Source organism: Nocardia sp. NPDC024068 (assembly GCF_040638875.1).
GTDB lineage: Bacteria > Actinomycetota > Actinomycetes > Mycobacteriales > Mycobacteriaceae > Nocardia.
Genome location: NZ_JBEZYU010000021.1, coordinates 37061 through 60760, shown reverse-complemented (window position 1 = coordinate 60760; position 23700 = coordinate 37061). Strand labels below are relative to the sequence as shown.

Here is a 23700-nt window from a genome sequence, read left to right as displayed (position 1 = left end):
CCACCGGCGACCGTTCACGTCGTAACGTGCGGGCATGCCACCGCTACCGCACCCCGACCCGGCGCTCACCGACGGTGTCGTGCTGCTGCGCCCTTGGCGCGAGAGCGACCTTCCGCAGCGGTTCGCCGGTTTCGCCGATCCGCTGTGCCTGCGGTTCTCGTGGCCACTGGAGGAGCCGTTCACCGAACAACACCTGCGAGCACGGTTCGAAGACGAGGAACCCGCCCGCCTACGCGGCGAAGAAATCGGGTTCGCAGTAGTGAATGCCGCCGAGCCGGCCGATATCCGGGGTGGAGCGTCGATATACGACGCGGGACGATCCGAGGGACGGATGGGGGTCGGATACTGGCTCGCGCCACACGCTCACGGACGCGGCAACGCCACCCGGACCCTGCGCCTGCTGACCCGCTGGGCATTCGATGAACTCGCCGTCGAACGCCTCGAACTCACCTGCGGCCCCGACAACATCGCATCCCAGCAGGTCGCGCTGCGGTGCGGATTCGTGCGGGAAGGACTGCTGCGATCCCATATCCCGTTCCAGGGCGGTCGCCGGGATACCGTGCTGTTCAGCCTGCTCCCCGGCGAATCGGAATAACTCCGAGCTACGTCCCTGTCAGCGTCCTCCGGCACCACACGGCCGGTCCGCAGGCTTTGGCCTGTCGTAGATCCTCGTCGGTCGACACCACCTACTCACGACCCCGCAATCTCTTCAATTGCTGGAACCCGACGGAGCCGTTGTGCGACAGCTCCCCCCTGACCGGCTCGATCATCTCGAGTATTTCCAGTTCGCCACTCGCGTCCAACTCGTAGAGCCTATTTGCGATGTAGTCCGCATCAGGGTCGCGACGTCGCCGCCCGATCTCATCCAAAACGATAAACAGCCCTTGCATACCCCCGCGCCTGGCCAGAACATCGGCCGCATCTACCTGCATAGTGACGATATCGTCGTCCAGCATTTCCTGAAGGCGCCTGACTGCTATGTCTTCCTGGATGAACTTCGCAAGTTCATAGATGGCAGCATCTCGTGTGAGATCATCCGAACTCCGAGAGTTCGACAACGCAGTCTCCAACGTGGCGGTTTTCTTACCGGGATCGGTCACGGGATCTCCTTGGTAGGGCGGGGCGTACGCACAGCCGCAGCCTGGTCTCTCCCGACCAACCCGCTATCATCCACTTCCTGCCACACGGCCAGTTCCCCACCCGGCATACACACCACTCTGAATCCGCCGGATGCCACGATGCTCCACGCCTCGTAGACCGGGTCGGCGAAGGCCAGCAGCGTGACACCGGATTCGAAATCGAGCTGTAGCGTTCCGATCTCCGTCGCCCGCGCACCTCGCAGATTCCCGGTGAGCTGCCTCCCTACCTCTCCGGGTATCTCACCGACCGAGTACCGACAACCCTCCCGACCGAACTCGGCAACCCCCACAGTGCTTTCGACTTGAACTTCGAAGTCCAACCGGGTGCGAAGTACCAGAACGGGAGCCAGCTGCACAACTGCGACCTGGCCTTCAGGCGTAGGGATAATCATCATGTCCTGCCGTTCAGGCCCCGGCCGTCTTGGAACAGAGCAGCGCATCGGGGTACCGGGATTCGGGGCTGTACTCGACACTCCACCCCGGCCCGAGTTCGCCACGGAGCCTATGAGCCAACTCGGCCCCCTCACGCCAGAACGTCCGCTCACTGTCCTCGGAAGGGAATTTCGGGTTTCCGGGATCATTGACCAGATCGTAGGTCGAATCCCATACATCCGACCAGCGATGCAGAGCGATAGCCAATTCCGTCGTTATTCCGAGAGAATCCGGGTCCACGTTATCGAATAGCCCACGATCGCGAATCCACGTCGGCCAGCATTGAATCTCCGGTATGAGCTTCAAATACGTCATGCCACTTCCATCGTTAGTCGCCGGCTGCGACCATCAAGTGCATTCCCGGCCTCACGCAGATTCATCCGAGACCATCATCGAAAATATCTTCCACACCCCGAAAAGGCCTGTAATCACCCTCGGCTTTCACCAAGGGATCATCGAACCAAGGATCCCCGTACGTTTCATACGGATCACCGAGAGTCGCCAACCTCGCCTGGCCGGACTCGGTGAGCCTTGCCCGGAATACCTCGTTGGATCCGATCTCCGATTCGGGTATGTCGAGGTAACCACGTTCTCCGTTGTATCCGTTCTGGATTCGATAGATACTCTCGTCCAACGGAACCCTCCAGAGCTCCCATGCTCGATTCCCTCCGGGGAATGCACCGATCTCTATCAAACCCCTGTCAGCCAGTTCTCTGATAACCTGCACGACGGCACCGCGAGAATGTTTCGGTCCCGCCAGCCTCCGCATGGTCGAATCGAACTCGGCGACTGGAGCCCAATCATCGGACACTCCGTACAGGATAAAGTTCTCCAAGGCGATGTTCATGGGAGGTGGACCTTCACCGGCTTTCCACTTTGAGGATCCTTCGTGTTATCGAATTGCCCACCATCGCGAATCGACGTCGGCTAGCATTGAATCGTCCGGGATGAGCCTCAAATAGGTCACGTTACTTCCATCGTTAGTCGTCGGCTGCGATTATCAAGTGCAGAGATCCAGCATTTCTGTCGATCACAACCAGCTCATGGAATTCTCCATGAATGAAACCATAGTCACCGACAGCCGAGTCACCGAGATCCCGCAGTTCAAAGATGGCTGTAGCTGCGCGCATTCTGAGCAGTACATTGCTTTCCACATCCAGCATCAACGACTCCGGCACCACACCACATCCATCGATCCAATCGGTAATCAGATCGAGAGCATATCCGGATTCCACATGCATGTACGAGTCCGAAGAGACGCATTCGATGCGATAGGGTCCGTGGTGAGTACCCTTTGGATCCACCCCACCACCGACATAGTCGTCTCTGAACTGTTCCTGTTCGATAAGCTTCGCAATCAGGCGATCATCACTCGCGGAGATCTGGGGTATCGAGAAACTCTTGACGTCTATCCATCGACGACAGCGCGCTCCACTCTCACCGAATTCATAGTCGCGAAAGTTGATTAATAACATACCCTTGAATTGTATATCGTCACGCATTACCACCGTCACCATCATCCCTCACATCTCCGCCGCATCTTGCTCCAAGCCACGTCGCCATCCGCCAACAAGGCCGCCGAGCATTGCAATGCGGGTTCCTCGGGTAAGAGGCCGCCAAAGCCGTTGTCGAATACCGACGAAATCCCATCGAGGGGAGTACGAATCATCGTAGGCGGACACGCGACTCCTCGAAAATGGGGCCGACGGCGCAGGGTCGTGGTCGATTGGACACCGCGCCGCCACTTCCTGACGAATACTCACAAGCTCGTGGAGCGTCGAATTAGTCGCGGATATACCCCGTGGGCGGACGGTTCAGAATTACATGATCGGATCCAATGACCGGGGATCATACTCAACAGTCCAGCCGGATCCGAGTTCACTCCGGAGTCGACCGGCCAGCTCCTGACCTCGACGCCAGAAATCTCGTTCGCTGCCCTGCGACGGAAATTTCGGATTGCCAGGATCATTCACAAGGTCGTAGGTCGAATCCCATTCGTCCGACCAGCGCTTCAACGACGCAGCCAACTCTTCAGTGACACCGAGTGAATCCGGATCCACATTGTCGAATTGCTTGCTGTTGCGAATCCATGTAGGCCAGCACTGAATCTCCGGCTTGAGTCTCAGATAGGTCAAAATACCTCCATCTTCAGGATGCCGGGTTCGCCCCGACCACGAATCCATTGCTGCCGACCGTAACGGCGATCTTCAACGTTTGACCGTTGTGCTCTATCTCGTAAACCGGCCGATCCTTTCCTTGCGAACCGACTATTTCTCCTTCGGTAATCGCCCTCATCACCACGGCTGGTATCTCAGATTCCAATACTCCCTTATCACCGAATTGTCCCGAATGTTCCATCAAGATGTGGTGCAAACCCGCTCGCGCGCCTCCTTCTTCCAGGAAGACTATTCTTCCATCCGGATCTCTACCTATGGACACGACATTCTCCCGGCTGAATTTTACTCCGTTCTGTTCGAGCTCATTGATCAAGTCCTCCTTTTGTTCGGGTGTCTTGGCAATACCTGGCGCTTTTTCAGGGTTTCCCCCAGCCTCGACGGAGTCTTCGACGGTTTCGATGAGGTCGTGGATGCGTTCGAGTTTGGCTCGGGTGTCGCCGGTGGAGCGGGTCATGGCGACCACGGTCCGCAGACCTGCCGCGGCGACGATGCGGCGTAGCGCCTTGACGAGGTCGTTGACGAGATCGACGGCTTTACCCGCCCGGATGGCCGCGACAGCGCCGCCACCAATTCCGAAACTGACCACCGAGGCGGCTACGGCGAGCGCGAGGGTGATGGCGACCTGCTTCTTCAGTTCGTCGGCGAACTCGGCGAGCATGTCACGCAATTGGACTTTCATATTGTCGTGGGCGGTTTTCTGGGCCGCGCACGATGCGGCGATATCGGCGAACGTCGCCAGCAGGTTTTCGGCCGCGGTCTTGATCTCCCGGAGATCCTCGTCGATCGATGCCACCTCGGGCGCGGTGACCGTCTGGAACATCGCTGCGGCCCGCTCCAGTTCCACGGGCAGGTTGATGACGCCCTGCGAACGGGCCAGGCTGTTCCAGACGGTGGCGGCTGTATTGAGCTTGTCGGTGTCACCGTCGGGAACCGGAAGATCGACACCGATCTTCTTCGCGAGTTCGATACCGTCGTCGATCAGACCGCTACCGGGCCCGCCGGCCGAGGGCGGCGGCAGGGCACAGCTGACGTAGGCCAGCTGAGGATCAGGCGGCTTCTCCGGCGCGGGCTTTCCCGACTTGGGGTCGTGATCACTACTCGCGTAGACGAATCCGGCCTGGTTCAGGACCCGTGCGTACTTGTCCAGCGCGAGCATCAAGGCGCTGACCAGGTTGTTGGTTCCGCGCACCTCGTTGTCGTAGGAGATCGCCCATTCCTTGCCCGGCCCCACACTGCCGGCCATATCGCCGGTGTTCTTCAACGCCTGTAGGTGCTGGTCGTAGGCGGTGAAGAAGGCGGAGGCGGCCCGGTTCACGATGGTGGCGGCCTCGTAATAGACGGCCGGGTCGACGTTGATGAAGTTCAACTCGGTTTACCGGGGGCCGAACATCCGCTGCACTGTCTGGATGGCTTCGGTGTAGCGGGTGTGGGCGTCCACTGCCGCCTGACGCATGGCATCGACCCCCTCACGCACATCGGTGGCGCCCGCCGACCACTGCCGGAAGGCGTCGGACTGCGCGATCGCCGCGTCACCGGACCACGTTTGGTGCAGGTTGGCCATCCGCTGCTCGAGGCCGGTGAGACTGTCCTCGAGAAAACCGATGAAGTTCGCGGCGCGCGCGGTGAGATTGTCGAGTTCGTCGAGATCGACCTGGAAGGCCTCGGATGACTCGGGCACGATAATTCCCCCTCGTGATTTCAGAGATTGAGCGACGGATAGCTCTGCGAATTGCTGTCGTCCTGCTCCACGAACGTCTGCGTCGTCACCCCCAGTAACTCCGCGATGGTCGACAACGCCTCCAGCACCTGGATCGCGCCCTGCTTGGTCTCGTCCCAGCCCGCCCGATACGCGGTCGCGGAGTTGCCCTTCCAGACCTCCAGCACCCCGTCGATATCCACATCGAGATCACGCAGAGCATTCACCAACTGGTCGGCGGTGAGCTGCACGAACCTCCCGGCATCCAGAACGTGATCCGGTACGACCTGGATAACGGGCGCCGAATCCGCTGGATCGGCCACAACATCCCCCTCGAAGAACGAACAACAGCTGTCCCGACACTACCGCCCGCCGGTTTCCGGACGACCTCCGAGAAGGCGGGAGCCCTCGCCCTGAGACTTCAGAGGTCGAGGCTGGTCGGGCCCGGTGTCGGCTGCCCGGCCAGCGTCTGGCCGGTCGCCTGATCTCGTGACTCGAGGCTGTCCGCCGTGGTGCGCAGCAGCTCGGACATCTCACCGAGGTTGGTCTGCAACAGCTTCCGGCGGCCCTCGAGATAGCCGTTGAACCGCCCGAACGCGGCGGACGCGGTGTCCTTCCAACCCTCGGCGCTTTCCGCGATGTCCTGATCGGTCTCGCCCAGCGCCGCGCCGGTTTCACCGAACAGGACATCGAGCCGACCGGCCGCCGCGCGCAGCAACTCCGGATCGGCGGACGTGGTATCCCCCATGCGAACTCCCCCTGTAACCGATAGACAACCACCGGTAGCCTATCGGCAAGACGTGACGAGGGACCAAGTCCGGGGGATCGAGATTTCGTGCTGTTACCTGATATCCGATGGTGGAACGAGCTCGCTCTCGAACACCTCGAAACATCGCTGTCCCGCCGTATCACCACCGTCGAGGACGTGAACAAACAGCTCGCCGAGATCAAGAACATTCCGGGCTGGAGCGGGGACGCCGCCGACGCGGCGCAGCGCCGGTTCGCCGATACCTCCGATCAGCTGACCGATGAAGCCGCCGCGCTCGCGGCCGTGCGGACATCGACCACACAGTCCCGGGCGGCCGTCGCCCACTTGAAGACGACACTGTCCACCATCGACCGCCGGGCGGCCGAAAACGGACTCGAGGTGTGGGACAACGGGCACGTCACCATCGCCGACAAACCCGGTGCTCCCGACCCGGCGGCCGTGGAATCGCTGCGGCTCGAACTGATCGACGCCGCCCACGCCGTAATGCGCCAGGCCGACGACATCATCGCCGACGCCGCGGCGGTGCTGAACAAGGCCGCCGACGGCACGATCGACGACGGCGGCGCCACCGATACCGCTGCCGCCGCCACGGCCGGGGCGACCCAGGGCGGGTTGACCGCACCCGCACCGCCGGAGAACGCGACACCGGAACAGAACAGCGCGTACTGGAACGCCCTGAGCGACCAGCAGCGTCGCGAGGTCATCGAGCAGCATCCCGAATGGGTCGGCAACCGGGACGGTATTCCGTCGGCCGCGCGCCACGAAGCGAACATCAACCGGATCGACGACGAACGGGCGCGGTTGCTACTCGAACGCGATCGCCTGAAACGGGATATCGAGGAATCCCTCTTCGACAACCCTTCCTGGGACGACGACGTGGAGCGGGTCGAGACCAAACTCTCCGACCTGGACTCGCTCGAAGACACGTTGCGGAAATACCCGCTCGACCCGGACAACCCGAATGCCGGCGCCCGCCTCATGCTGCTGGATATGCAGTCGGGGGACAAAGGTATGGCGGCGATCGCGATCGGCGACCCGGATAACGCGCAGCATATCGCTGTCACCACCCCAGGCGTTTCGACGACTATGCCGTCGCTGGACGGTATGGCGGGTGAGGCGCTGGCCCTACAGCAGGAGACCCAGCGGCAACTCGAACTCGCCGGGCGACCCGATGAGCCGGTGGCCACCATCGCCTGGCTCGGCTACGAGCCGCCCGCGGATATCGGCATCGACGCCGCGAACCGCTCCCGGGCCGAAGCGGGAGCGCCCCGGCTGGCGAGCTTCTTCGAGGGTCTGGACGCCGCGTCGAACCGGCCCGACCCCCATATCACCGCACTCGGCCACTCCTACGGTTCCGTGACCACGGCACTGGCCCTGCGGGAATCCGGTGCGGGCGGACCGGTCGACGATGCCGTCTTCTACGGTTCGCCCGGTGTGATGGCCCACGACGAACCGGATCTCGGGCTGCCGCAGGGCCGCGCCTATGTGATGCGCGCCCCCGACGACCCGATCACCTTCGCCGATCACTTCGGCGTCTTCGGCCCCGACCCCGTCACCACCAACCTGGAACAACTCTCCGTCGGCGAGGCGACCACCCCGGACGGCGTCCACCGTGAGGACTCCAACGGTCACAGCGAATACCCGAGACCCAGCGCCAACGGTGAACTCCGCACCGCCGCCTACAACATGGCCGTGGTGATCGCGGGACTACCGCACCTGGCGGTGCGCTGAGATGGCGGCTCGCCCCGCTTTACTGCTCACCGCCGCACTGATCGCCTTCTTCCTCACCGGATGCGCGAGCAGCGACGACACCGCGACAGCGGACGAGATCGCGCACGCCGAAGCCGAAATGCGCGAACTCCCCTCCCTCGAACAGACCTACGACCAGCTCACCGTCGTCGTCCAGCGGATCGCCGACGCCACCGAAACCGCGGCCCCCGAACTCACCTGGGAACCGAAGGTCAATCGCGCACAGGGCACCCTCGGCTGCCCCGACGCCTACTTCGAGACCGACGGCGTCTCCATGACCACCGACAAGCGCTACTCCCCCACACCGATCAGCGATACGGCCTGGCCACGAGTCCTGGACGCGGCCCGCACCATCGCCGCGGAATCCGGGATGACGGTGCTCACCGTCCGATTCGACGAACCCGGCCACCACGACATCACCCTGCACTCACCCGACCACGGCAACCAGATCACTATCGGCACCCGGGTCGCCGCCTCTCTGGGTGGGGTGACGGGCTGCCGCTACCGCGCCGAAGACCTCCCCACACAACAACACCGATAATCGGCATGACACCAGATTGACCTCCCGCTACCGCGGCATCGACAGGTCCCGGGCACGACGTAGAAACTCCCGCTCCTCGGCCGAATCGGGAACAACAGACTGTCCGCCCCGCTCCAACACGACGATCGAGGGTGCCAGTACCGCCCCGATCAGCCCTCGCAATACCGGATGGCTACTCGAGAAGTATTCCTTGTACGCAAGACGCACGAACGTTACGAATACGTCGAGTTCGATTTCGCAGAAATCCGATGCCATTGCGGTCATACCCGTAGGTACCCCGAGTGATTCGGCCACGTCCTGAGCCATGCTCTCATACAGCTTCCCCACTCGCAGAGCAGGGCTCCACACCGTTTCATCCTGAATCTCGAATATGTAGCTCACTGTGCCCACTCCACACGTATGGCGGCACCGCGGCGCAACACCTCGGCGCGGAGATCCCTCGGCCCGGACACGTCACCGGCGGACCGGGCCTCATGACTCGCCGACGATTCCCCATGCATGAGTATCTTCGGTGGTCCTGACACGACTACGATTTTGTCCTCAGCTGATCCGAGACGGGTGGGGCGAGTGCGGAGCTGCCAGATCATCGATGTCCTGCTTTCCGCCGCTCGTAAGGTGCGGAGTTCGGGCGAGGCCATGGCCGACCATCTCGCCGTCGGGTGCGGCCGGCAGGGCAGCACTCTGCGCGCCTTGGCGCAGGTGACCGAGGGGAACGACCGGGCGAACGCACGCACTTTGGGTGGCCTGGCCGCGGATGCCCCGCTGGGCCGGTGGTCCAGCCTCGAGGAGAGGCTGGATCGGGGTCGCCACGGTGCCGAAGACTTCTACGCGGACCTGCGTGCGCACATCACGCGGCACGAGATGCCGGCGGACATGCGCACAGAGCCGGAGAAACGGGACGAGTGGGATTGGCCGGAAGACGACGCGCCCGATCGGGGCCCGTCGGAAGGCGAGACCTGGCTCGCCAATCGCACGTGGGGCCGGGCGATCCAGATCAAACAGGACCATCTCCGTGAGTCGGGTGTCACCGGACGGGAGTACGCCCAGGCCATGTGGGAGTGGAAGGACCAGTTGGAGCAGCAGGCCCGCCGGCTCGGGGAGCCGCTGCCCTTCTCCGCGGATATCGCCGGGAAGGAGCCCTATCTGGGCGAGGTGTACCGGGGCGACGAACGGTCCCGTGACACGATCTTCGAGGAGGGCTTCCGGCCGTGGAGCGATAAACGTGAGGAGGGCTGGATCATTCCGCACGATGATCGGGCCGGAGATCGCGGCGATACCTCCGACCACGTGTGGACGTCCAAGAACCCCGATGTCGCGGCGGTGTACGCGGACGGCTCCCAACGGCAGGTCTATGTCGTCCAGGACGCACCCCGGTCGTTGGATATGAACAACCGATACGGTGCCGATTACGAGGTTCACCATGCCGAGGAGGTGGTGTTCCGCGGGGGTGTTCCGGCCGACAAGATCAAAGGTGAGTTGATCGATCCGGACGACATCGGCGCGGGAATCATTCCCAACCCCGGATTCACACCTTACGAACCGGCGCCGATCAGGCCGCCCCGCGAGGACGGCGACTGACCGGCCCGAGGCCGACTGCGGCGCCGATGGGCGCAAGACCTGGACGACTCGACGTCATTCACTCGACGACATCGGGGGCTGGTTCGGCGGCGATCTTCGCGCTGAACTCCGAGCCGTACCGTGCCGCATTCGCTTGCATCACGGGAGCGAGCAAAGCCGAGTTCGCCGACCGGCCCGACAGCAGTCCGTCCCAGGTTTCGGTCCCGGCGGCGACCAATGCGGCGGCCTGTTCCATTTCCGAACCCAGCTCACCCGACTCCGCGAGCTCCTGCAACTGCCGCGCCTCCTCCGGAGTAGTCACGTTCGCCTGCGCCAGTCGCTCTACCTCCCGCTGCAGATCGCCGAGCGCCGTGGTGAGCTGATTCAGTATCGTGCCGAATGCGTCGCCGCGGTCTGCTATCGCCATAGTTGTTCTCCTGGTCGGGTTCTCACGCCTTCGGGGGTGTCGGCAGCGACTCGCGGCCGAACTCGCCGATCGCGGAAATGAAGAGATTCACGATGGAACGCAGCAGCGTGAAGAAGACATTCACCACCGTCACGACCCCCTTGTAGAGTTTGAAAGCCTCCCACCCCTTCGCTGCCAGATATGCCTGCCCGTACAGCGGAATAGAAGCCTTGGTGAACGCCGCGGTGAGCAGGCTGACGATCAGGACGAAAGCGTCGGTGGCGTTCTGGGCTAGGTTCACGGCCTGCTTCGCGGCGTCGTCGAGGTACTGCGCCGTCTTGCGCATGATGTCCTCGACACGGTCGAATTTCGTATCCCACGACTGGAAATGGCCCGCCGCCGCGGCCGACGCACCGCCCGTCCAGGTTTTGGATATCGCGGTCTGCCCACCGGCGAGATTGCCCTGCACGTCGTCGATGAACTCGGCGAGCCGCCGCCAGGCATCGGCCTGGCCGGTGGCCTTCGGAATATCGCCCGCCAGCAGTGTGGCGACCTTGGTGCGTGGGTCGGGGCCGCCGAGTGTCACCAGCAGGTCGCAGACCCTGTCCCAGAGGATGCCGAAGGAAACCGTTGGTATCTCCTGGTCTCCACGCACAGGGTCCTTCAGGTGTTCGGTCGGGGCCGACGGATCGTTGAACCCGTCGGCTACCCCATCGTCGGCGAGGCCGACCGGAACATCCCCATCCGCGCCGGCCAGCGACCCTGCGAGCTTCCGATCCACATCGACGTAATCGTTGGCGGTGATCTCCAGGGCGTTCTTGGCGCGGTCCATGTTCTCACTACTCGCGAGCAACATATCGTGCAGAGCCGGAAGTAATCTCGAGTAATCGCCCTTGATGAGATCCATGATGCGACCGAACTCGGGGTCGTTGATATTCCGGAGAGCGTAGCCGTGCCCTTCGAAGAGGTGCGTTCCAGACCTACCGACCTGTCCGGACCAGCCGCGAAGATCACTGATTTCGACCGAGGTTTCCGGTGCCATGATTGCTCCTGAAAAATAGCTTCACTGTTCGATTCAGACATCACCCGTCAGTCGCCCGTAAGCGACCAGCAGGGCAATGTTGAGAACACAGATACACAGGGACCCCAGCCATTGCAGAGTCCATTCCTTGCGCATGGTGACGAACGACGCCACTATTCCGACGCCACCCGCGAGGCAATAGCCGATCTTCCAGGAGGTACTCGACGCCGTCAGGCCGATCACGATCGTGAAGGTCGACAGCAGCACAGCGCCTATCAAGAGCTCCCGCCGGAGCAGCCCCTCGGCGAGCAGGCCACCGAGCCGGGCGGCCGTCCCAGCGATACGGGCCGGATTTCTCGGCTTGCGCTCATCCCCCATAATTCCCTCCCAACAGGTCCAGAACATCGAGCTGGCTTCCTGTCTGCCGGGCGATTCAAACATGTCAGGGGCACCCGAGCAAGCCCAACCCCGTCAACGCTCGGGAGCAGGGCCCGGTCGGGAACCGGATCAGCGGCGGGCTGCGAGTGCCTCGTGGAGGCCGACCGCAGCACCTTGTAGCACTGCGTGGCACACCACGTTATCCTGGGACTATGAGCGTTCAGCCCGAAATCACGCAGCGGGATCTGCGCAATCGGTCGAAGGAGATCATGGACGCGGTTCAAGACGGGCAAGCGTTCACCGTCACCCGCGACGGCAACCAGATCGGTGAGCTCGTTCCGCTCCGGCGCCGCCGCCGGTTCGTCCCACGAGCGGAGTTCGCTGCCATGTCACGGACCGCGCCCGGCATCGACCCCGAAACGTTCCGTGCCGATCAGGACGCTACGGCGGATCAATATCTGGACAGCCCCTATGACCGTTGAACGCCGGACTCGCACTCGCGGGCTGATCGACACCAACATCATGATCCTGCGGCGCTGGATCGACCCAGCGGAACTTCCGGATGAAATGGCGATTACGGCCATCACCCTGGCCGAATTATCGGCCGGGCCACATGAGGTTCGCCCCGCCGCCGAGCAACACAACTACGACGAACACGCGGAGCGGGCCCGGCGCCTCGATGTGCTCCAGCGAGCCGAGCACGAATTCGATCCCGTACCTTTCGACGGAGAATCGGCACGCGCTTATGGGCGAGTGTGCGCAGCTGTCATCGCCACGGGGCGAAAGCCGCGGCGTCGCATCGCCGACCTCATGATCGCGTCCATCGCCCTCGCCGAGGATCTCCCGCTCTACACCACCAACCCCGGTGATTTCAAAGGCTTGGAAAGCCTGGTCACGATTGTGTCCGTCACTCGTCCGAGCGTCCCGCACGAGGGCAGTACCGGCTAGGGCGCGTCTCCTGTGTGAGGTCGGGTTTCGAGGCGATGCCGCCGGGGTGACGACGGCTTCGCGGTAGCGGGTGTTCGATGACGCTCAGTGGGAGTCGGTGTCGGGAAGCCGATATAACGCCTGTTCAGCGGCGGGCTTCGAGGGCCTCGTGGAGGGTGACCGCCCACTGGTGGACGATCTGTTTGCGGCGGGCCGAATCGTCGGTGAGCACGTCGGCCAGCCCCAGCCCGCGGGCCAGATCCAGGGTGGCCTGAACCAGGTGGTGGGTGACCGGGTCGGTGTCGTCGACATCCAGCGCGCGGACGGCGCGGCGGTGGGCGCCGCGGCCGAAGCGGGCTTCCAGGGGAATGATGTGTTCGCGCAGTGCGGGGTCGGCGGCGGCATGGGTCCACACCTGGAGGGCGGCTTTGAACAGCGGGCTGGTGTAGGAGTCGACCAGGCCGGCCACCACCGCTTCGGTGCGGGCGAGACCGGATTCGGTGCCCGCGGCCGTGACCGCCTGGTCGGTGCGGGTGTCGAACATATAGGTCAGCGCGGCGGTGATGAGGTCTTCGCGGGTGGGGAAATGATGCTGGGCGGCGCCACGCGACACCCCGGCCCGTTCGGCGACCACGGCGACCGTGGCGGCGGCCCAGCCTCTTTCGGCCAGGCAGTCGATGGTCGCCTCGAGGAGCCGCTGCCGGGTGGCCCGGCTGCGGTCCTGTTTGGGTTCGTGGGGGGTCGCCATAGCCGTCTATTCTGCCGAGCCCTCGGCGGGGCCCGAACCCGGAGCGGATGTCGCCGGGGCCGGTTCGGCCCAGTTCGGCGGGCGGCGTTGCAGAAACGCGGTCATGCCCTCGATCACCTCGTCGCTGCCGAAGAAGCTGCCGGAGCGGACGGCCAGCTCGGCTGCGGAACGGTCGAATTCGGCGAGGATCCCGGCGGTGGTGAGACGTTTGCTCTCCGCGAGACCCTGCGGCGAGCCTTCACGCAGTTCGTCCAGGAGTTCGGAGACGCGGGCGTCCGGGTCGTTCGTGGCCAGGGTGATGAGGCCGATCCGTTCCGCGGTATCGGCGTCGAACTTCTCCCCGGTCAGGAAGTAGCGGTCCGCGGCGCGGGGCGCCATCCGGGGCAGCAGGGTCAGCGAGATGACGAACGGTGCCAGCCCGAGCCGCGCCTCGGTGAGCGCGAAACTGCTGGAGAGGCCGGCGACCGCGATATCGCAGGCCGCGAGCAGGCCCATACCGCCCGCCCGCACGTTCCCGTCGACCTTGGCGATCACCGGTTTCGGCAGCTCCAGAATCGAGCGCAGCAACCGCACCATCCACTGGGTGCGGATATCGGCGGCGGCGGCCGGATCGGCGGCCACCGCCTCCTTCAGGTCCGCGCCGGCGCAGAAGGTGTTGCCGGTGTGGGTGAGGACCACCCCGCGCACCCGGGGGTCGGCGGCGGCGCGGTCCAGGCCCTCCTGGAGTTCGGTGACCAGCCGGGAGGAGATGGCGTTGCGGTTGTGCGGGGAATCGAGGGTGAGGACGGCGAATCCGTCCTCGACGGCGTAGCCGACTACGCGGCCGGTGGTTTCGGGGCCGGTCACGGCGGTCCTGCCTTTCTTCGGAGACCGGGCCGGGCCTCGATCGAGCCCCGGCCCGGGATGTTCAGTAGGACTTCGGCAGACCCAGCGAATGCTGCGCGACGAAGTTCAGGATCATTTCCCGGCTCACCGGGGCGATACGGGCGATCCGCGCGGCGCCCAGCATGGCCGACAGGCCGTACTCGGAGGTGAGGCCGGAACCGCCGTGGGTCTGTATCGCCTGGTCGAGGGCCTTGATACTCGCTTCGGCGGCGGCGTATTTGGCCATATTCGCGGCCTCCGCGGCGCCCATCTCGTCACCGGCGTCGTAGAGGGTGGCGGCCTTGAGCATCATCAGCCGGGCCAGTTCCAGTTCGATCTTCACCTGTGCGAGCGGATGCGAGATGCCCTGGTGCGCACCGATCGGGGACTTCCAGACGGTGCGTTCCTTGGCGTAGTCGACCGCTCGGTCGAGGGCGTAGCGGCCGATACCGACGGCCATGGCGGCGCCCATGATGCGTTCCGGGTTGAGTCCCGCGAACAATTGCATGAGGGCGGCGTCCTCTTTCCCGACCAGGGCGGTGGACGGTAGCCGGACATCATCGAGAAACAGCGTGAACTGGTGGTCCGGTTCGATGATGTCCATTTCCTGCGGGGTCTTCTCGAACCCGGGAGCGTCGGTGGGGACGATGAACAGGGCGGGCTTGAGTTTGCCGGTCTTGTGGTCTTCGGTGCGGGCCACGATGAGCACGGCCTCGGCCTGGTCGACCCCGGAGATGAAGATCTTGCGGCCGGTGAGCAACCAGCCGTCACCGTCGCGGCGGGCGGTGGTGGTGATCTGGTGGGAATTGGAACCGGCATCGGGTTCGGTGATACCGAACACCATCTTGGCCGAACCGTCGGCCAGTTTCGGCAGCCATTCCGACTTCTGCTCGTCGGTGCCGTATTTGGTGATGATGGTGCCGCAGATGGCGGGCGAGACCACCATGAGCAGCAGGCCCGCGCCCTGCGAAGACAATTCCTCCATCACCAGCGCCAGTTCGTACATTCCGGCGCCACCGCCGCCGTATTCCTCGGGCAGGTTGACGCCCAGGAATCCGAGTTTGCCCGCCTCGGCCCACAGTTCGTCGAGCGGTTCGCTCTTACGCGCCCGGGGCAGCACATAGTCGCGGTAGTTGTATTTGGCGGCCAGCGCGGCGACGGCGGCGCGCAGCTCTTTGCGTTCGTCGGATTCGATGAAGCTCATTGCCTTCTCCTGTTTTCAGCGCTGTTCGTGGTCTTCGGTGGCGGGGTCCACCACGGCGAGAACGGCTCCGACCTCGACCTGCCGGCCGACTTCGACATTCACCGCACTGAGCACACCGGCGGCGGGCGCGGCGATGGTGTGCTCCATCTTCATGGCCTCCAGCCACAGGATCGGCTGCCCGGCGGTGACGGTGCTGCCGACCTCGGCGCCCAGCCGGATCACGGTGCCGGGCATCGGGGCCAGTAGCGATCCGGTGGCGACCTGGTCGGCGGGGTCGGTGAACCGCGGGAGCCGGGTCAGCGCGACCGGGCCGAGGGCGGAGTCCACACAGACGAGGTCGCCGTAACGGGCGACAGCGAACCGGCGGCGCACCGGCCCGTGCGGTCCGGGCACCGCGAGGACCACCTCGCCGGGTGCGGCCGAGATCAGCTCCAGACCTTCGACACCTGCCACCTCCACCCCGGACCGGGTGAATCGGTAGCCGACCTCGTGCACACCGCTGGTACGGCTCTCGTAGGACTTGTGCTGGGACTGCGACGGCAGATTGCGCCAGCCGCTGGGCGCGCCGGCCAGCACGCCGGCCCGGGCCCGGTTGGCGGCCGCATCGGCGAGCGCCGCCGCGACGACGGCCAGCTCCTCGTCCACCCCCGCGACCAGCGGCGCGGCGAGCGCGTCCAGACCGTGGGTGGCGAAGAAGGCGGTATCGGTATCGCCGGCCAGGAAGGCCGGATGGCGCAGCACCCGGACCAGCAGGTCGCGGTTGGTGGCCAGGCCGTGGATGCGGGCCCGGTGCAGAGCACCGGCCAGCAGCCGGGCCGCCTCGTCGCGGGTACGGCCGTAGGAGATGACCTTGGCGAGCATCGGGTCGTAGTGCACGCCGACCACCGACCCGTCCACCACCCCGGAGTCCAGCCGGACGCCGGGTCGTTCGAGTAGATCGAACTCGGCGGCCACCGAGGGTAGGTCGATATGGTGCACCGTGCCGCTCTGCGGCTGCCAGTCCTGAGCGGGATCCTCGGCGTAGAGCCGGACCTCGATCGAATGACCGTGCATCTCGGGCGGTTCCGGATCCAGATGGGCGCCCTGGGCGATCTCCAACTGGAGTTGCACCAGGTCGAGACCGGTGGTGCATTCGGTGACCGGATGCTCCACCTGCAGCCGGGTGTTCATCTCCAGGAAGAAGAACTCCCCGGACTCGTCGGCCAGGAATTCGACCGTGCCGGCGCCGGTGTAACCGATGGCGGCGGCGGCCTGCCGCGCCGCCTCGAACAGCCGGTCGCGCATCCCGCCGGGGACCACCCGGCCGCCCGCACCGGCCGCCGCCCCGTCCAGGAGGCCCTGCGCGTCGATCCGCTCCACCAGCGGCGAGGGCGCCTCCTCCACGACCTTCTGGTGCCGACGCTGGATCGAGCACTCCCGTTCGCCGACCGCCCAGATGGTGCCGTGTGTATCGGCCATCACCTGTACTTCGATATGGCGGCCGGTTTCCAGGTAGCGCTCACAGAAGACGGTGGGATCGCCGAATGCCGATTCGGCCTCGCGCCGCGCGCCCTCGAGCTGTCCGGGCAGCTCGGCCACGGTGCGCACCACGCGCATTCCACGGCCGCCACCACCGGCGGAAGCTTTGATGAGGACCGGCAGCTGATCCTCGGTGACCTCGTCGGGGTCGAGTTCGGCCAGTACCGGAACCCCGGCGGCGTCCATCATCTTCTTGGCCGCGACCTTGGAACCCATTTCCTCGATCGCGGCGGCGGGCGGCCCGATCCACACCAGTCCGGCGGCAACGACTGCGCGCGCGAATTCGGCGTTCTCGGAGAGGAACCCGTAACCCGGGTGCACGGCATCGGCGCCGGTCGCCTGGGCGGCGGCGATGAGCAGGTCGGCACGGAGATAGGTCTCGGCGGGGGTGTTCCCGGGGAGCCGGACCGCGGCGTCCGCCTCGGCGATATGCGGGGACTCCGCGTCGGCGTCGGAGTAGACGGCGACCGCGCCCAGACCCATCCGGCGGCAGGTCGCGAAGATCCGGCGCGCGATCTCCCCGCGATTGGCGACCAGCACGCTGGTGACGGTTTGCGGTGAATTGGTCACGACCGGCCTCACATTCGGAAGACGCCGAAGGATTCGGCGCCCTGGACAGGAGCAGTGTGGATGGCCGACAGCGCCATCCCGAGCACGGTGCGGGTATCGCGCGGATCGATGACGCCGTCGTCGAAGAGCCGGCCGGACATGAACATGGCCAGCGATTCGGCTTCGATCTGCGCTTCCACCATGGCGCGCATACCGGCGTCGGCCTCCTCGTCGAAGGCCTGCCCGCGCGCCTCGGCGGCGGCCCGGCCGACGATGGAGATCACCCCGGCCAGCTGCGCGCCGCCCATCACCGCGGATTTGGCGCTGGGCCAGGCGAAGACGAAACGCGGGTCGTAGGCGCGGCCGCACATTCCGTAATGCCCGGCACCGTAGGAGGAACCCATCAGCACCGAGATATGCGGGACCTTGGAGTTGGATACCGCGTTGATCATCATCGCGCCGTGTTTGATGATGCCCTTCTGCTCGTATTCCTTGCCGACCATGTAGCCGGTGGTGTTGTGCAGGAACAGCAGCGGGGTGTTCGTCTTGTTCGCGAGCTGGATGAACTGGGTGGCCTTCTGCGATTCCTCGGAGAACAGCACACCGCGGGCGTTGGCGAGAATGCCCACGGGATAGCCGTGCAATTCGGCCCAGCCGGTGACCAGGCTCGACCCGTAGAGCGGTTTGAACTCGTCGAAATCGGAGCCGTCGACGATACGGGCGATCACCTCGCGCGGGTCGAACGGGATCTTCAGGTCCGGCGGGACGATACCCAGCAGATCCTCGGGATCGTGCAGCGGTTCGAGGACAGCGGCGCGCGGCTGCGGTCCCTGCTTCTTCCAGTTCAGCCGCTTGACGATACGGCGCCCGATCCGGATGGCGTCCTGTTCGTCGAGTGCGTAGTAGTCGGCCAGGCCCGAGACCCGGGCGTGCATATCCGCGCCGCCGAGGGATTCGTCGTCGGACTCCTCACCGGTGGCCATCTTCACCAGCGGCGGTCCGCCGAGGAACACCTTGGAGCGTTCCTTGATCATCACCACGTGATCGGACATGCCCGGGATGTAGGCGCCACCCGCGGTGGAGTTGCCGAAGACCAGGGCGATGGTGGGGATACCGGCCGCCGACGCCTGGGTGAGGTCGCGGAACATCCGGCCGCCGGGGACGAACACCTCTTTCTGCGTGGGCAGATCGGCGCCGCCGGATTCCACCAGCGAGATCACCGGCAGCCGGTTCTCGCGGATGATGTCGTTGATCCGCAGCGTCTTGCGCAGCGTCCACGGGTTGGAGGTGCCGCCGCGCACGGTGGGGTCCGGGGCGACGATCATGCATTCCACACCCTCGACCACGCCGATCCCGGCGACCGTGCTCGCCCCCACCTGGAACTCGCTGCCCCAGGCCGCGAGCGGGCACAGTTCGAGGAACGGGGAGTCCTCGTCGATGAGCAGTTCGATGCGCTCGCGGGCGGTCAGTTTGCCGCGTTTGCGATGCCGGGCCAGCTTCTCCGGGCCGCCGCCCGCGACGACCTTCTCGAATTCCACCGCGACCTCGGCAAGTTTGGCGGTCATGGCCTCGGCGGCCGCGGTGTATTCGCCACCGGTGGTGTCGAGGGTGCTGCGCAGCGTCGTCATGATTGGTACCCCAGTCGTTTCGCGGCCAGGCCGGTGAGGATTTCGGTGGTGCCGCCGCCGATCCCCAGGATCCGCATATCGCGGTATTGGCGTTCGACCTCGGATTCCCGCATATAGCCGAGCCCGCCGAACAGTTGCACCGCCTGATTCGCCACCCACTCCCCGGATTCGACGGCGGTGTTCTTGGCGAAGCACACCTCGGCGATCAGATCGGTCTCCCCGGCGGCGGCGCGGGCGGCCACGTCGCGGGTGTAGACGCGGGCGATATCCACCCGGCGCGCCATTTCGGTGACCGTGTTCTGCACGGCCTGCCGCGAGATGAGCGGGCGGCCGAAGGTCTCCCGGTTGCGCACCCAGTCCAGGGTGAGGTCCAGGCAGCGCTGCGCGCTCGAATACGCCTGGACCGCGAGGCCCACGCGCTCGCTCACGAAAGCGGCCGCGATCTGCAGGAAGCCGGAGTTCTCCGGACCCACGAGGTTGGTCACCGGGACCCGGACGTCCTGGTAGGAGAGTTCGGCGGTATCGGAGGCCCGCCAGCCCATCTTGTCCAGCTTCCGGCTCACCGTGAAACCGGGAGTGTCCTTCTCGACCAGCAGCAGTGAGACGCCCGACGACCCGGGCCCGCCGGTGCGCACGGCGGTGACCACGAAATCGGCGCGGCAGCCAGAGGTGATGTAGGTTTTGGCGCCGTTGACGATGTAGTGGTCGCCGTCGCGGCGCGCCGAGGTCGTCAGATGGCCGACATCGGAACCGCCGCCGGGTTCGGTGATCGCCAGCGAACCGATCTTGTCACCGGCCAGGGTCGGCGCCGCCCAGCGGGCGATCTGCTCGGGGTCGCCCGCGGCGATCAGGTGCGGCACGGCGATACCGCAGGTGAACAGCGAAGCGAACACTCCACCGGAAACACCCGCGTAGTGCAGCTCTTCGCAGACGATCGCGCCGTCGATCCCGTCGCCGCCGGCGCCGCCCACCGCTTCCGGGAACTGCACCCCGAGCAGGCCGAGTTCCCCGGCCTGCTTGTGCAGTTCGCGGGGGATCTCCCCGTCGCGTTCCCAATCGTCCTGGTAGGGCAGGATCTCGCGGTCGGCGAAAGCGCGTACGGTGGCGCGCAGTTCACGGCGTTCCGCGGTATTCCAGACAGTCGTCACGACAGCAGCTCCAACGGTATGTCGAGATGGCGGGACCGCAACCATTCGCCGAGTCCCTTGGCCTGGGGGTCGAAACGGGCCTGATAGGCCACGCCCTCGCCGAGCAGACCGGTGATCAGGAAGTTCAGCGCGCGCAGGTTCGGCAGCACATGCCTGGTGATTTCCAGCGCGGCCGTTTCGGGCAGCAGTTCGCGCACCCGGTCGACGGTCAGCGTATGGGCCAGCCAGCGCCATTGCTCGTCGGTGCGCACCCAGACGCCGATATTCGCGTCGCCGCCCTTGTCGCCGCTGCGGGCCAGGGCCACGGACCCGAGCGGCACCCGGCGGGTGGGTCCGGGCGGAAGCGGTTCCGGAAGAGCCGGTTCGGGCACATCCTCGAGAATCTGTGTCTTCGCCGGGGCGCCCACCAGCACCCGGAAGCCCGCCGGGCGTACCGCGGTATGCGCGACCTCCGAGGCGTCGACATAGCCCGGCCGGTAGACCCCGTAGGGCGCGCCACTGCCGGGCGGCGCGGTGAAACTGCAACCCGGATAGCTGGCCAGCGCCAGCTCCACCGCGACACCGGAAAAGGCGCGACCCACCTTCTTCGGGTCGGGATCACGGACGACACAGCGCAAAAGCGCACTCGCCTGCTCCTCGGTCTCGGCGTCGGGACGATCCAGCCGCGCCAGCGTCCAGTCGAGTTCGGCCGGGCGTTCGGGCAGCCACGATTCCAGCTGCCGCTGCGCCAGTTCGGCTTTCGCCTCGATATCGAGGCCGGTCAGGATGAACTCCATCTCGTTGCGGAACCCGCCCAGGGTGTTCAGCGAGACCTTCAGCCGCGGCGGCGGCGGCTCACCCTCGGCGCCCCGGATCGCCACCCGGTCCGGGCCGTCGGCGGTGAGTTCCACGGTGTCGAGCCGGGTGGTGACATCGGGTCCGGCGTAGCGCGCGCCCTGGATCTCGTACATCAACTGCGCGGATACCGTATCGACGGTGACCGCGCCGCCGGTGCCGGCGTGTTTGGTGATCACGCTGCTGCCGTCGGCGCGCAGCTCGGCGATCGGGAAACCGGGACGGCCGAGATCGGCGAGTTCGGTGAAGAAGGCGAAGTTACCGCCGGTGGCCTGGGTACCGCATTCGATCACGTGCCCGGCCACCACGGCCCCGGCCAGCGCATCGTAATCGGTACGGGCCCAGCCGAAATGCGCCGCCGCCGGGCCCACCACGACCGAGGCGTCGGTGACCCGGCCGGTGACCACGATATCGGCGCCCGCGTCGAGGCATTCGACGATTCCCCACGCCCCGAGGTAGGCGTTGGCGGTGAGCGGGGATCCGAGTCCGAGTTCGGCGGCGCGGCCGGTGAGGTCGTCGCCTTCCACGTGTCCGACCCGCGCGTCGAGCCCGAGGCGGCCGGCCAATTCGCTGACCTTCTCCGCCAGCCCCGCCGGATTCACCCCACCGGCGTTGGTGACGATCTGGACGTTGCGCTCCAGCGCCAGGCCGAGGCAGTCCTCGAGCTGGCGCAGGAAGGTTTTCGCGTAGCCGAGGCCCGGATCCTTCATCCGGTCGCGGCCCAGGATCAGCATGGTGAGTTCGGCCAGATAGTCGCCGGTGAGCACATCGAGGTGCCCGCCCTCGAGCATTTCGCGCATGGCGCCGAACCGGTCGCCGTAGAACCCGGAGCAGTTGCCGATGCGGATCACGTCCGGATCGGCGGCCAGAGCACTCATCAGCGGTTGTGCCTCCTACCGTGGCGGCGGGTGGGACGGTGCGTACCCGCGGCGGATGAGTTCAGCATCACAGGCACCGCAGAAAAAAGCAAGCACGCGTGCTTGTTAAATGCCGGGCACCCTCCCCAAACCTCGGCCACCGGGTACGACCAGGCAAAATGTCCTATCGTGTCCACCGATGTCGCTGTCGTGCTGCTGTTCACCCTCGCCGGATTCCTGATCGGCGGCGCCTACACCACCTGGAAGACCACGCGCCCGCTCGCGATCGCCCTGGGCGTGGCCGCGGCACTCGCGGCCGCGGGCGCGCTGCTCTGGTTGCTGTGATCCGCAACCGCCGTATGCCGCGACCGCTGTAGTCCGTAACCCTCTCCACAGTCCGGATTTCCTTGCGAGGTTTCCCGGGCGGCCGCGCGGGGCACTATGCCTGCGGTGGCGTACCGGGCCGGGCCGGGCACCACTCGATGCGCTCGACCCCGGTATCGATTCGCGCTCCGGGCGCGCGTAGGAGGACAGCTAGTGCGTTCCATCAAGGCGGGTTTCCTGGCGACAGCCCTGGCCGCGGCAGCCGTAGCGGCCGCCGCGCCGGCCCAGGCCGAGCCCGCGCCGGCACCCCCGACGGAGATCCTCTCCATCGATATCAACCTGCTGGGTTGCTCGATCGGCGCCGGTTTGGGACTCGACCTGCTGCTCTCGCTGGGAAGCGGCAGCAGCAGCGGATCCAACATCGGGGTATCCCAGGGTCTGGCGACCCGGCTGAAAATGGCCGGCTGCCTGCCCTGGACCTGATGTAGACGCGTCGGCCCTGCCCATCTGCGCCGGGCAGGGCCGACGCACCCCCTCGAAACCGGCACACGACCAGCCCGGCCGCGCGGTGATCCAACCCCGACCGGCCGCTTCGCCCCGCGCGTTCGACTTGCGTCCCGGGTTCGTCAGTTCCCGGGCGCACCCAGTATGAGATCAAGCAGGTGGTCCACCAGCGCCACCGCCGATTGCGCGGTGTAATGACCGGGAAGCATCCCCTGCGCGAGCCCCCCGACGGCGGCGAGGATCAGCTCGGCGTTCGGCTCGGCGGAATCCGGGGACCCACCGCGCCGGAGCTGTTCGGCGACGATGGTCACCAAGGCCCGGGGTGCCGCCAGAGTTTCCTCGGCGCTGATACCCCGGCCGGCGATGGCGGCGGTGTTGAAGGCCCCCAGGACGATCGCCTCCCCCCGTCTCCGGTCGTCGAGCGGTAGCAGTTCGGTGAGTACGGCACGGATGAACTCGCGCGGGCCGGCCCCCGGCGGCAGTCCCGACATCCGCTGAGCGAAGCGGGCCCCGGCGTCCTGTATCACCGACCGATGGGTCGCCAGCAGGAACTCTCGTTTGGTGCCGAAGTAGTACTGCACCAGTCGCACCGACAATTCGGCTTCGGCCGCCACCGTCTGGAACGTCACCGCATCCAGACCGCCCGCGACGATCACGCGCCGCGTGGCATCCGTGATCTCCCGGCGCCGCACCTCGTGATCGACCAACCGTGGCACGAGTTCCGCCACCT

The 23700-nt window shown here is 65.6% G+C and carries 30 protein-coding genes; 8 read left to right on the top strand and 22 right to left on the bottom strand.

The features are described from left to right. Positions 1–34: 34 nt before the first annotated feature. Positions 35–595, top strand: a complete 561-nt coding sequence (locus AB0F41_RS18050) for a GNAT family protein (protein ID WP_357425113.1) — start codon at positions 35–37, stop codon at positions 593–595. A gap of 91 nt (positions 596–686) precedes the next feature. Here AB0F41_RS18050 and AB0F41_RS18045 read toward each other — a convergent pair whose 3' ends face one another. The 10 genes from AB0F41_RS18045 to AB0F41_RS18000 all read right to left on the bottom strand — a co-directional run bounded on the left by AB0F41_RS18045 (position 687) and on the right by AB0F41_RS18000 (position 6192). Beyond that, positions 687–1100, bottom strand: a complete 414-nt coding sequence (locus tag AB0F41_RS18045; protein WP_357425111.1) for a hypothetical protein — start codon at positions 1098–1100, stop codon at positions 687–689. Further along, complete coding sequence (locus AB0F41_RS18040; RefSeq protein WP_357425109.1) at positions 1097–1531, bottom strand: DUF6188 family protein; 435 nt, start codon at positions 1529–1531, stop codon at positions 1097–1099. The genes AB0F41_RS18045 and AB0F41_RS18040 overlap by 4 nt, the downstream gene beginning before the upstream one ends. Positions 1532–1544: 13 nt before the next feature. After that, complete coding sequence (locus tag AB0F41_RS18035) at positions 1545–1886, bottom strand: hypothetical protein (RefSeq protein WP_357425107.1); 342 nt, start codon at positions 1884–1886, stop codon at positions 1545–1547. A 61-nt stretch (positions 1887–1947) separates the two neighbouring features. Next, entirely contained in the window at positions 1948–2418 is a 471-nt protein-coding gene (locus tag AB0F41_RS18030) for a hypothetical protein (protein WP_357425105.1), read from the bottom strand. Positions 2419–2551: 133 nt separating this feature from the next. After that, positions 2552–3091: a hypothetical protein gene (locus tag AB0F41_RS18025; RefSeq protein WP_357425103.1), complete on the bottom strand. Its 540-nt coding sequence runs from the start codon at positions 3089–3091 to the stop codon at positions 2552–2554. Positions 3092–3391: 300 nt separating this feature from the next. Then, entirely contained in the window at positions 3392–3706 is a 315-nt protein-coding gene (locus AB0F41_RS18020; RefSeq protein WP_357425101.1) for a hypothetical protein, read from the bottom strand. Positions 3707–3719: 13 nt separating this feature from the next. Next, positions 3720–5114 (bottom strand): hypothetical protein, encoded by a 1395-nt coding sequence (locus AB0F41_RS18015; protein ID WP_357425099.1) that lies wholly within the window; start codon positions 5112–5114, stop codon positions 3720–3722. Between the two features lie 6 nt (positions 5115–5120). Further along, positions 5121–5426 carry a WXG100 family type VII secretion target gene (locus tag AB0F41_RS18010; protein WP_357425098.1) on the bottom strand — a complete coding sequence of 102 codons (306 nt, stop codon included), beginning with the start codon at positions 5424–5426 and terminating at the stop codon, positions 5121–5123. A 20-nt stretch (positions 5427–5446) separates the two neighbouring features. Continuing rightward, positions 5447–5767, bottom strand: a complete 321-nt coding sequence (locus AB0F41_RS18005) for a WXG100 family type VII secretion target (RefSeq protein WP_357425096.1) — start codon at positions 5765–5767, stop codon at positions 5447–5449. 98 nt (positions 5768–5865) lie between these two features. Beyond that, positions 5866–6192, bottom strand: a complete 327-nt coding sequence (locus AB0F41_RS18000) for a WXG100 family type VII secretion target (protein ID WP_357425094.1) — start codon at positions 6190–6192, stop codon at positions 5866–5868. A gap of 87 nt (positions 6193–6279) precedes the next feature. Here AB0F41_RS18000 and AB0F41_RS17995 point away from each other — a divergent pair, with 87 nt between their 5' ends. Continuing rightward, positions 6280–7944, top strand: a complete 1665-nt coding sequence (locus AB0F41_RS17995; protein ID WP_357425092.1) for an alpha/beta hydrolase — start codon at positions 6280–6282, stop codon at positions 7942–7944. Position 7945: 1 nt separating this feature from the next. Then, positions 7946–8503 (top strand): LppA family lipoprotein, encoded by a 558-nt coding sequence (locus AB0F41_RS17990; RefSeq protein ID WP_357425090.1) that lies wholly within the window; start codon positions 7946–7948, stop codon positions 8501–8503. A 27-nt stretch (positions 8504–8530) separates the two neighbouring features. On the opposite strand, the gene AB0F41_RS17985 is transcribed toward AB0F41_RS17990, so the two are convergent. Next, the gene (locus tag AB0F41_RS17985; protein WP_357425088.1) at positions 8531–8884 is read right to left on the bottom strand and encodes a DUF6086 family protein; all 354 of its coding nucleotides are present in this window, start codon (positions 8882–8884) and stop codon (positions 8531–8533) included. Positions 8885–9070: 186 nt separating this feature from the next. Between AB0F41_RS17985 and AB0F41_RS17980 the strand changes: the two genes are divergently transcribed. Then, complete coding sequence (locus AB0F41_RS17980; RefSeq protein WP_357425086.1) at positions 9071–10081, top strand: hypothetical protein; 1011 nt, start codon at positions 9071–9073, stop codon at positions 10079–10081. 58 nt (positions 10082–10139) lie between these two features. On the opposite strand, the gene AB0F41_RS17975 is transcribed toward AB0F41_RS17980, so the two are convergent. The 3 genes from AB0F41_RS17975 to AB0F41_RS17965 are packed head-to-tail and all read right to left on the bottom strand — an operon-like array spanning position 10140 to position 11865. Then, the gene (locus AB0F41_RS17975) at positions 10140–10487 is read right to left on the bottom strand and encodes a hypothetical protein (protein WP_357425084.1); all 348 of its coding nucleotides are present in this window, start codon (positions 10485–10487) and stop codon (positions 10140–10142) included. Positions 10488–10509: 22 nt separating this feature from the next. After that, a complete protein-coding gene (locus AB0F41_RS17970) occupies positions 10510–11508 on the bottom strand; it encodes a hypothetical protein (protein WP_357425082.1) in 999 nt (332 codons plus the stop codon). 33 nt (positions 11509–11541) lie between these two features. Continuing rightward, the gene (locus AB0F41_RS17965) at positions 11542–11865 is read right to left on the bottom strand and encodes a hypothetical protein (protein ID WP_357425080.1); all 324 of its coding nucleotides are present in this window, start codon (positions 11863–11865) and stop codon (positions 11542–11544) included. Positions 11866–12077: 212 nt separating this feature from the next. Here AB0F41_RS17965 and AB0F41_RS17960 point away from each other — a divergent pair, with 212 nt between their 5' ends. Further along, on the top strand, positions 12078–12347 hold the full coding sequence (locus AB0F41_RS17960) for a type II toxin-antitoxin system prevent-host-death family antitoxin (protein WP_357425079.1): 270 nt from the start codon (positions 12078–12080) through the stop codon (positions 12345–12347). After that, positions 12337–12813: a type II toxin-antitoxin system VapC family toxin gene (locus tag AB0F41_RS17955; protein WP_357425078.1), complete on the top strand. Its 477-nt coding sequence runs from the start codon at positions 12337–12339 to the stop codon at positions 12811–12813. The genes AB0F41_RS17960 and AB0F41_RS17955 overlap by 11 nt, the downstream gene beginning before the upstream one ends. Before the next feature lie 124 nt (positions 12814–12937). Here AB0F41_RS17955 and AB0F41_RS17950 read toward each other — a convergent pair whose 3' ends face one another. The 7 genes from AB0F41_RS17950 to AB0F41_RS17920 all read right to left on the bottom strand — a co-directional run bounded on the left by AB0F41_RS17950 (position 12938) and on the right by AB0F41_RS17920 (position 22163). Further along, a complete protein-coding gene (locus AB0F41_RS17950) occupies positions 12938–13540 on the bottom strand; it encodes a TetR/AcrR family transcriptional regulator (protein WP_357425076.1) in 603 nt (200 codons plus the stop codon). Positions 13541–13546: 6 nt separating this feature from the next. Beyond that, the gene (locus AB0F41_RS17945; protein WP_357425074.1) at positions 13547–14386 is read right to left on the bottom strand and encodes an enoyl-CoA hydratase family protein; all 840 of its coding nucleotides are present in this window, start codon (positions 14384–14386) and stop codon (positions 13547–13549) included. Between the two features lie 61 nt (positions 14387–14447). Then, a complete protein-coding gene (locus AB0F41_RS17940; RefSeq protein WP_357425072.1) occupies positions 14448–15608 on the bottom strand; it encodes an acyl-CoA dehydrogenase family protein in 1161 nt (386 codons plus the stop codon). A 15-nt stretch (positions 15609–15623) separates the two neighbouring features. After that, positions 15624–17696, bottom strand: a complete 2073-nt coding sequence (locus AB0F41_RS17935) for a biotin carboxylase N-terminal domain-containing protein (RefSeq protein ID WP_357425070.1) — start codon at positions 17694–17696, stop codon at positions 15624–15626. Positions 17697–17704: 8 nt separating this feature from the next. Continuing rightward, a complete protein-coding gene (locus tag AB0F41_RS17930; protein ID WP_357425068.1) occupies positions 17705–19303 on the bottom strand; it encodes an acyl-CoA carboxylase subunit beta in 1599 nt (532 codons plus the stop codon). Further along, positions 19300–20496: an acyl-CoA dehydrogenase family protein gene (locus tag AB0F41_RS17925; protein ID WP_357425066.1), complete on the bottom strand. Its 1197-nt coding sequence runs from the start codon at positions 20494–20496 to the stop codon at positions 19300–19302. The genes AB0F41_RS17930 and AB0F41_RS17925 overlap by 4 nt, the downstream gene beginning before the upstream one ends. Next, positions 20448–22163 carry an acyclic terpene utilization AtuA family protein gene (locus AB0F41_RS17920; RefSeq protein ID WP_357425064.1) on the bottom strand — a complete coding sequence of 572 codons (1716 nt, stop codon included), beginning with the start codon at positions 22161–22163 and terminating at the stop codon, positions 20448–20450. Before AB0F41_RS17920 ends, AB0F41_RS17925 begins: the two co-directional genes overlap by 49 nt. Positions 22164–22331: 168 nt before the next feature. On the opposite strand from AB0F41_RS17920, the gene AB0F41_RS17915 reads away from it, so the two are divergent. Together AB0F41_RS17915 and AB0F41_RS17910 are read left to right on the top strand one after the other, a co-directional pair. Continuing rightward, on the top strand, positions 22332–22487 hold the full coding sequence (locus tag AB0F41_RS17915; RefSeq protein WP_357425062.1) for a hypothetical protein: 156 nt from the start codon (positions 22332–22334) through the stop codon (positions 22485–22487). Between the two features lie 192 nt (positions 22488–22679). Beyond that, positions 22680–22949 (top strand): hypothetical protein, encoded by a 270-nt coding sequence (locus AB0F41_RS17910; protein WP_357425060.1) that lies wholly within the window; start codon positions 22680–22682, stop codon positions 22947–22949. Positions 22950–23092: 143 nt separating this feature from the next. On the opposite strand, the gene AB0F41_RS17905 is transcribed toward AB0F41_RS17910, so the two are convergent. After that, a complete protein-coding gene (locus AB0F41_RS17905) occupies positions 23093–23686 on the bottom strand; it encodes a TetR/AcrR family transcriptional regulator (protein WP_357425058.1) in 594 nt (197 codons plus the stop codon). Positions 23687–23700: the final 14 nt, after the last annotated feature.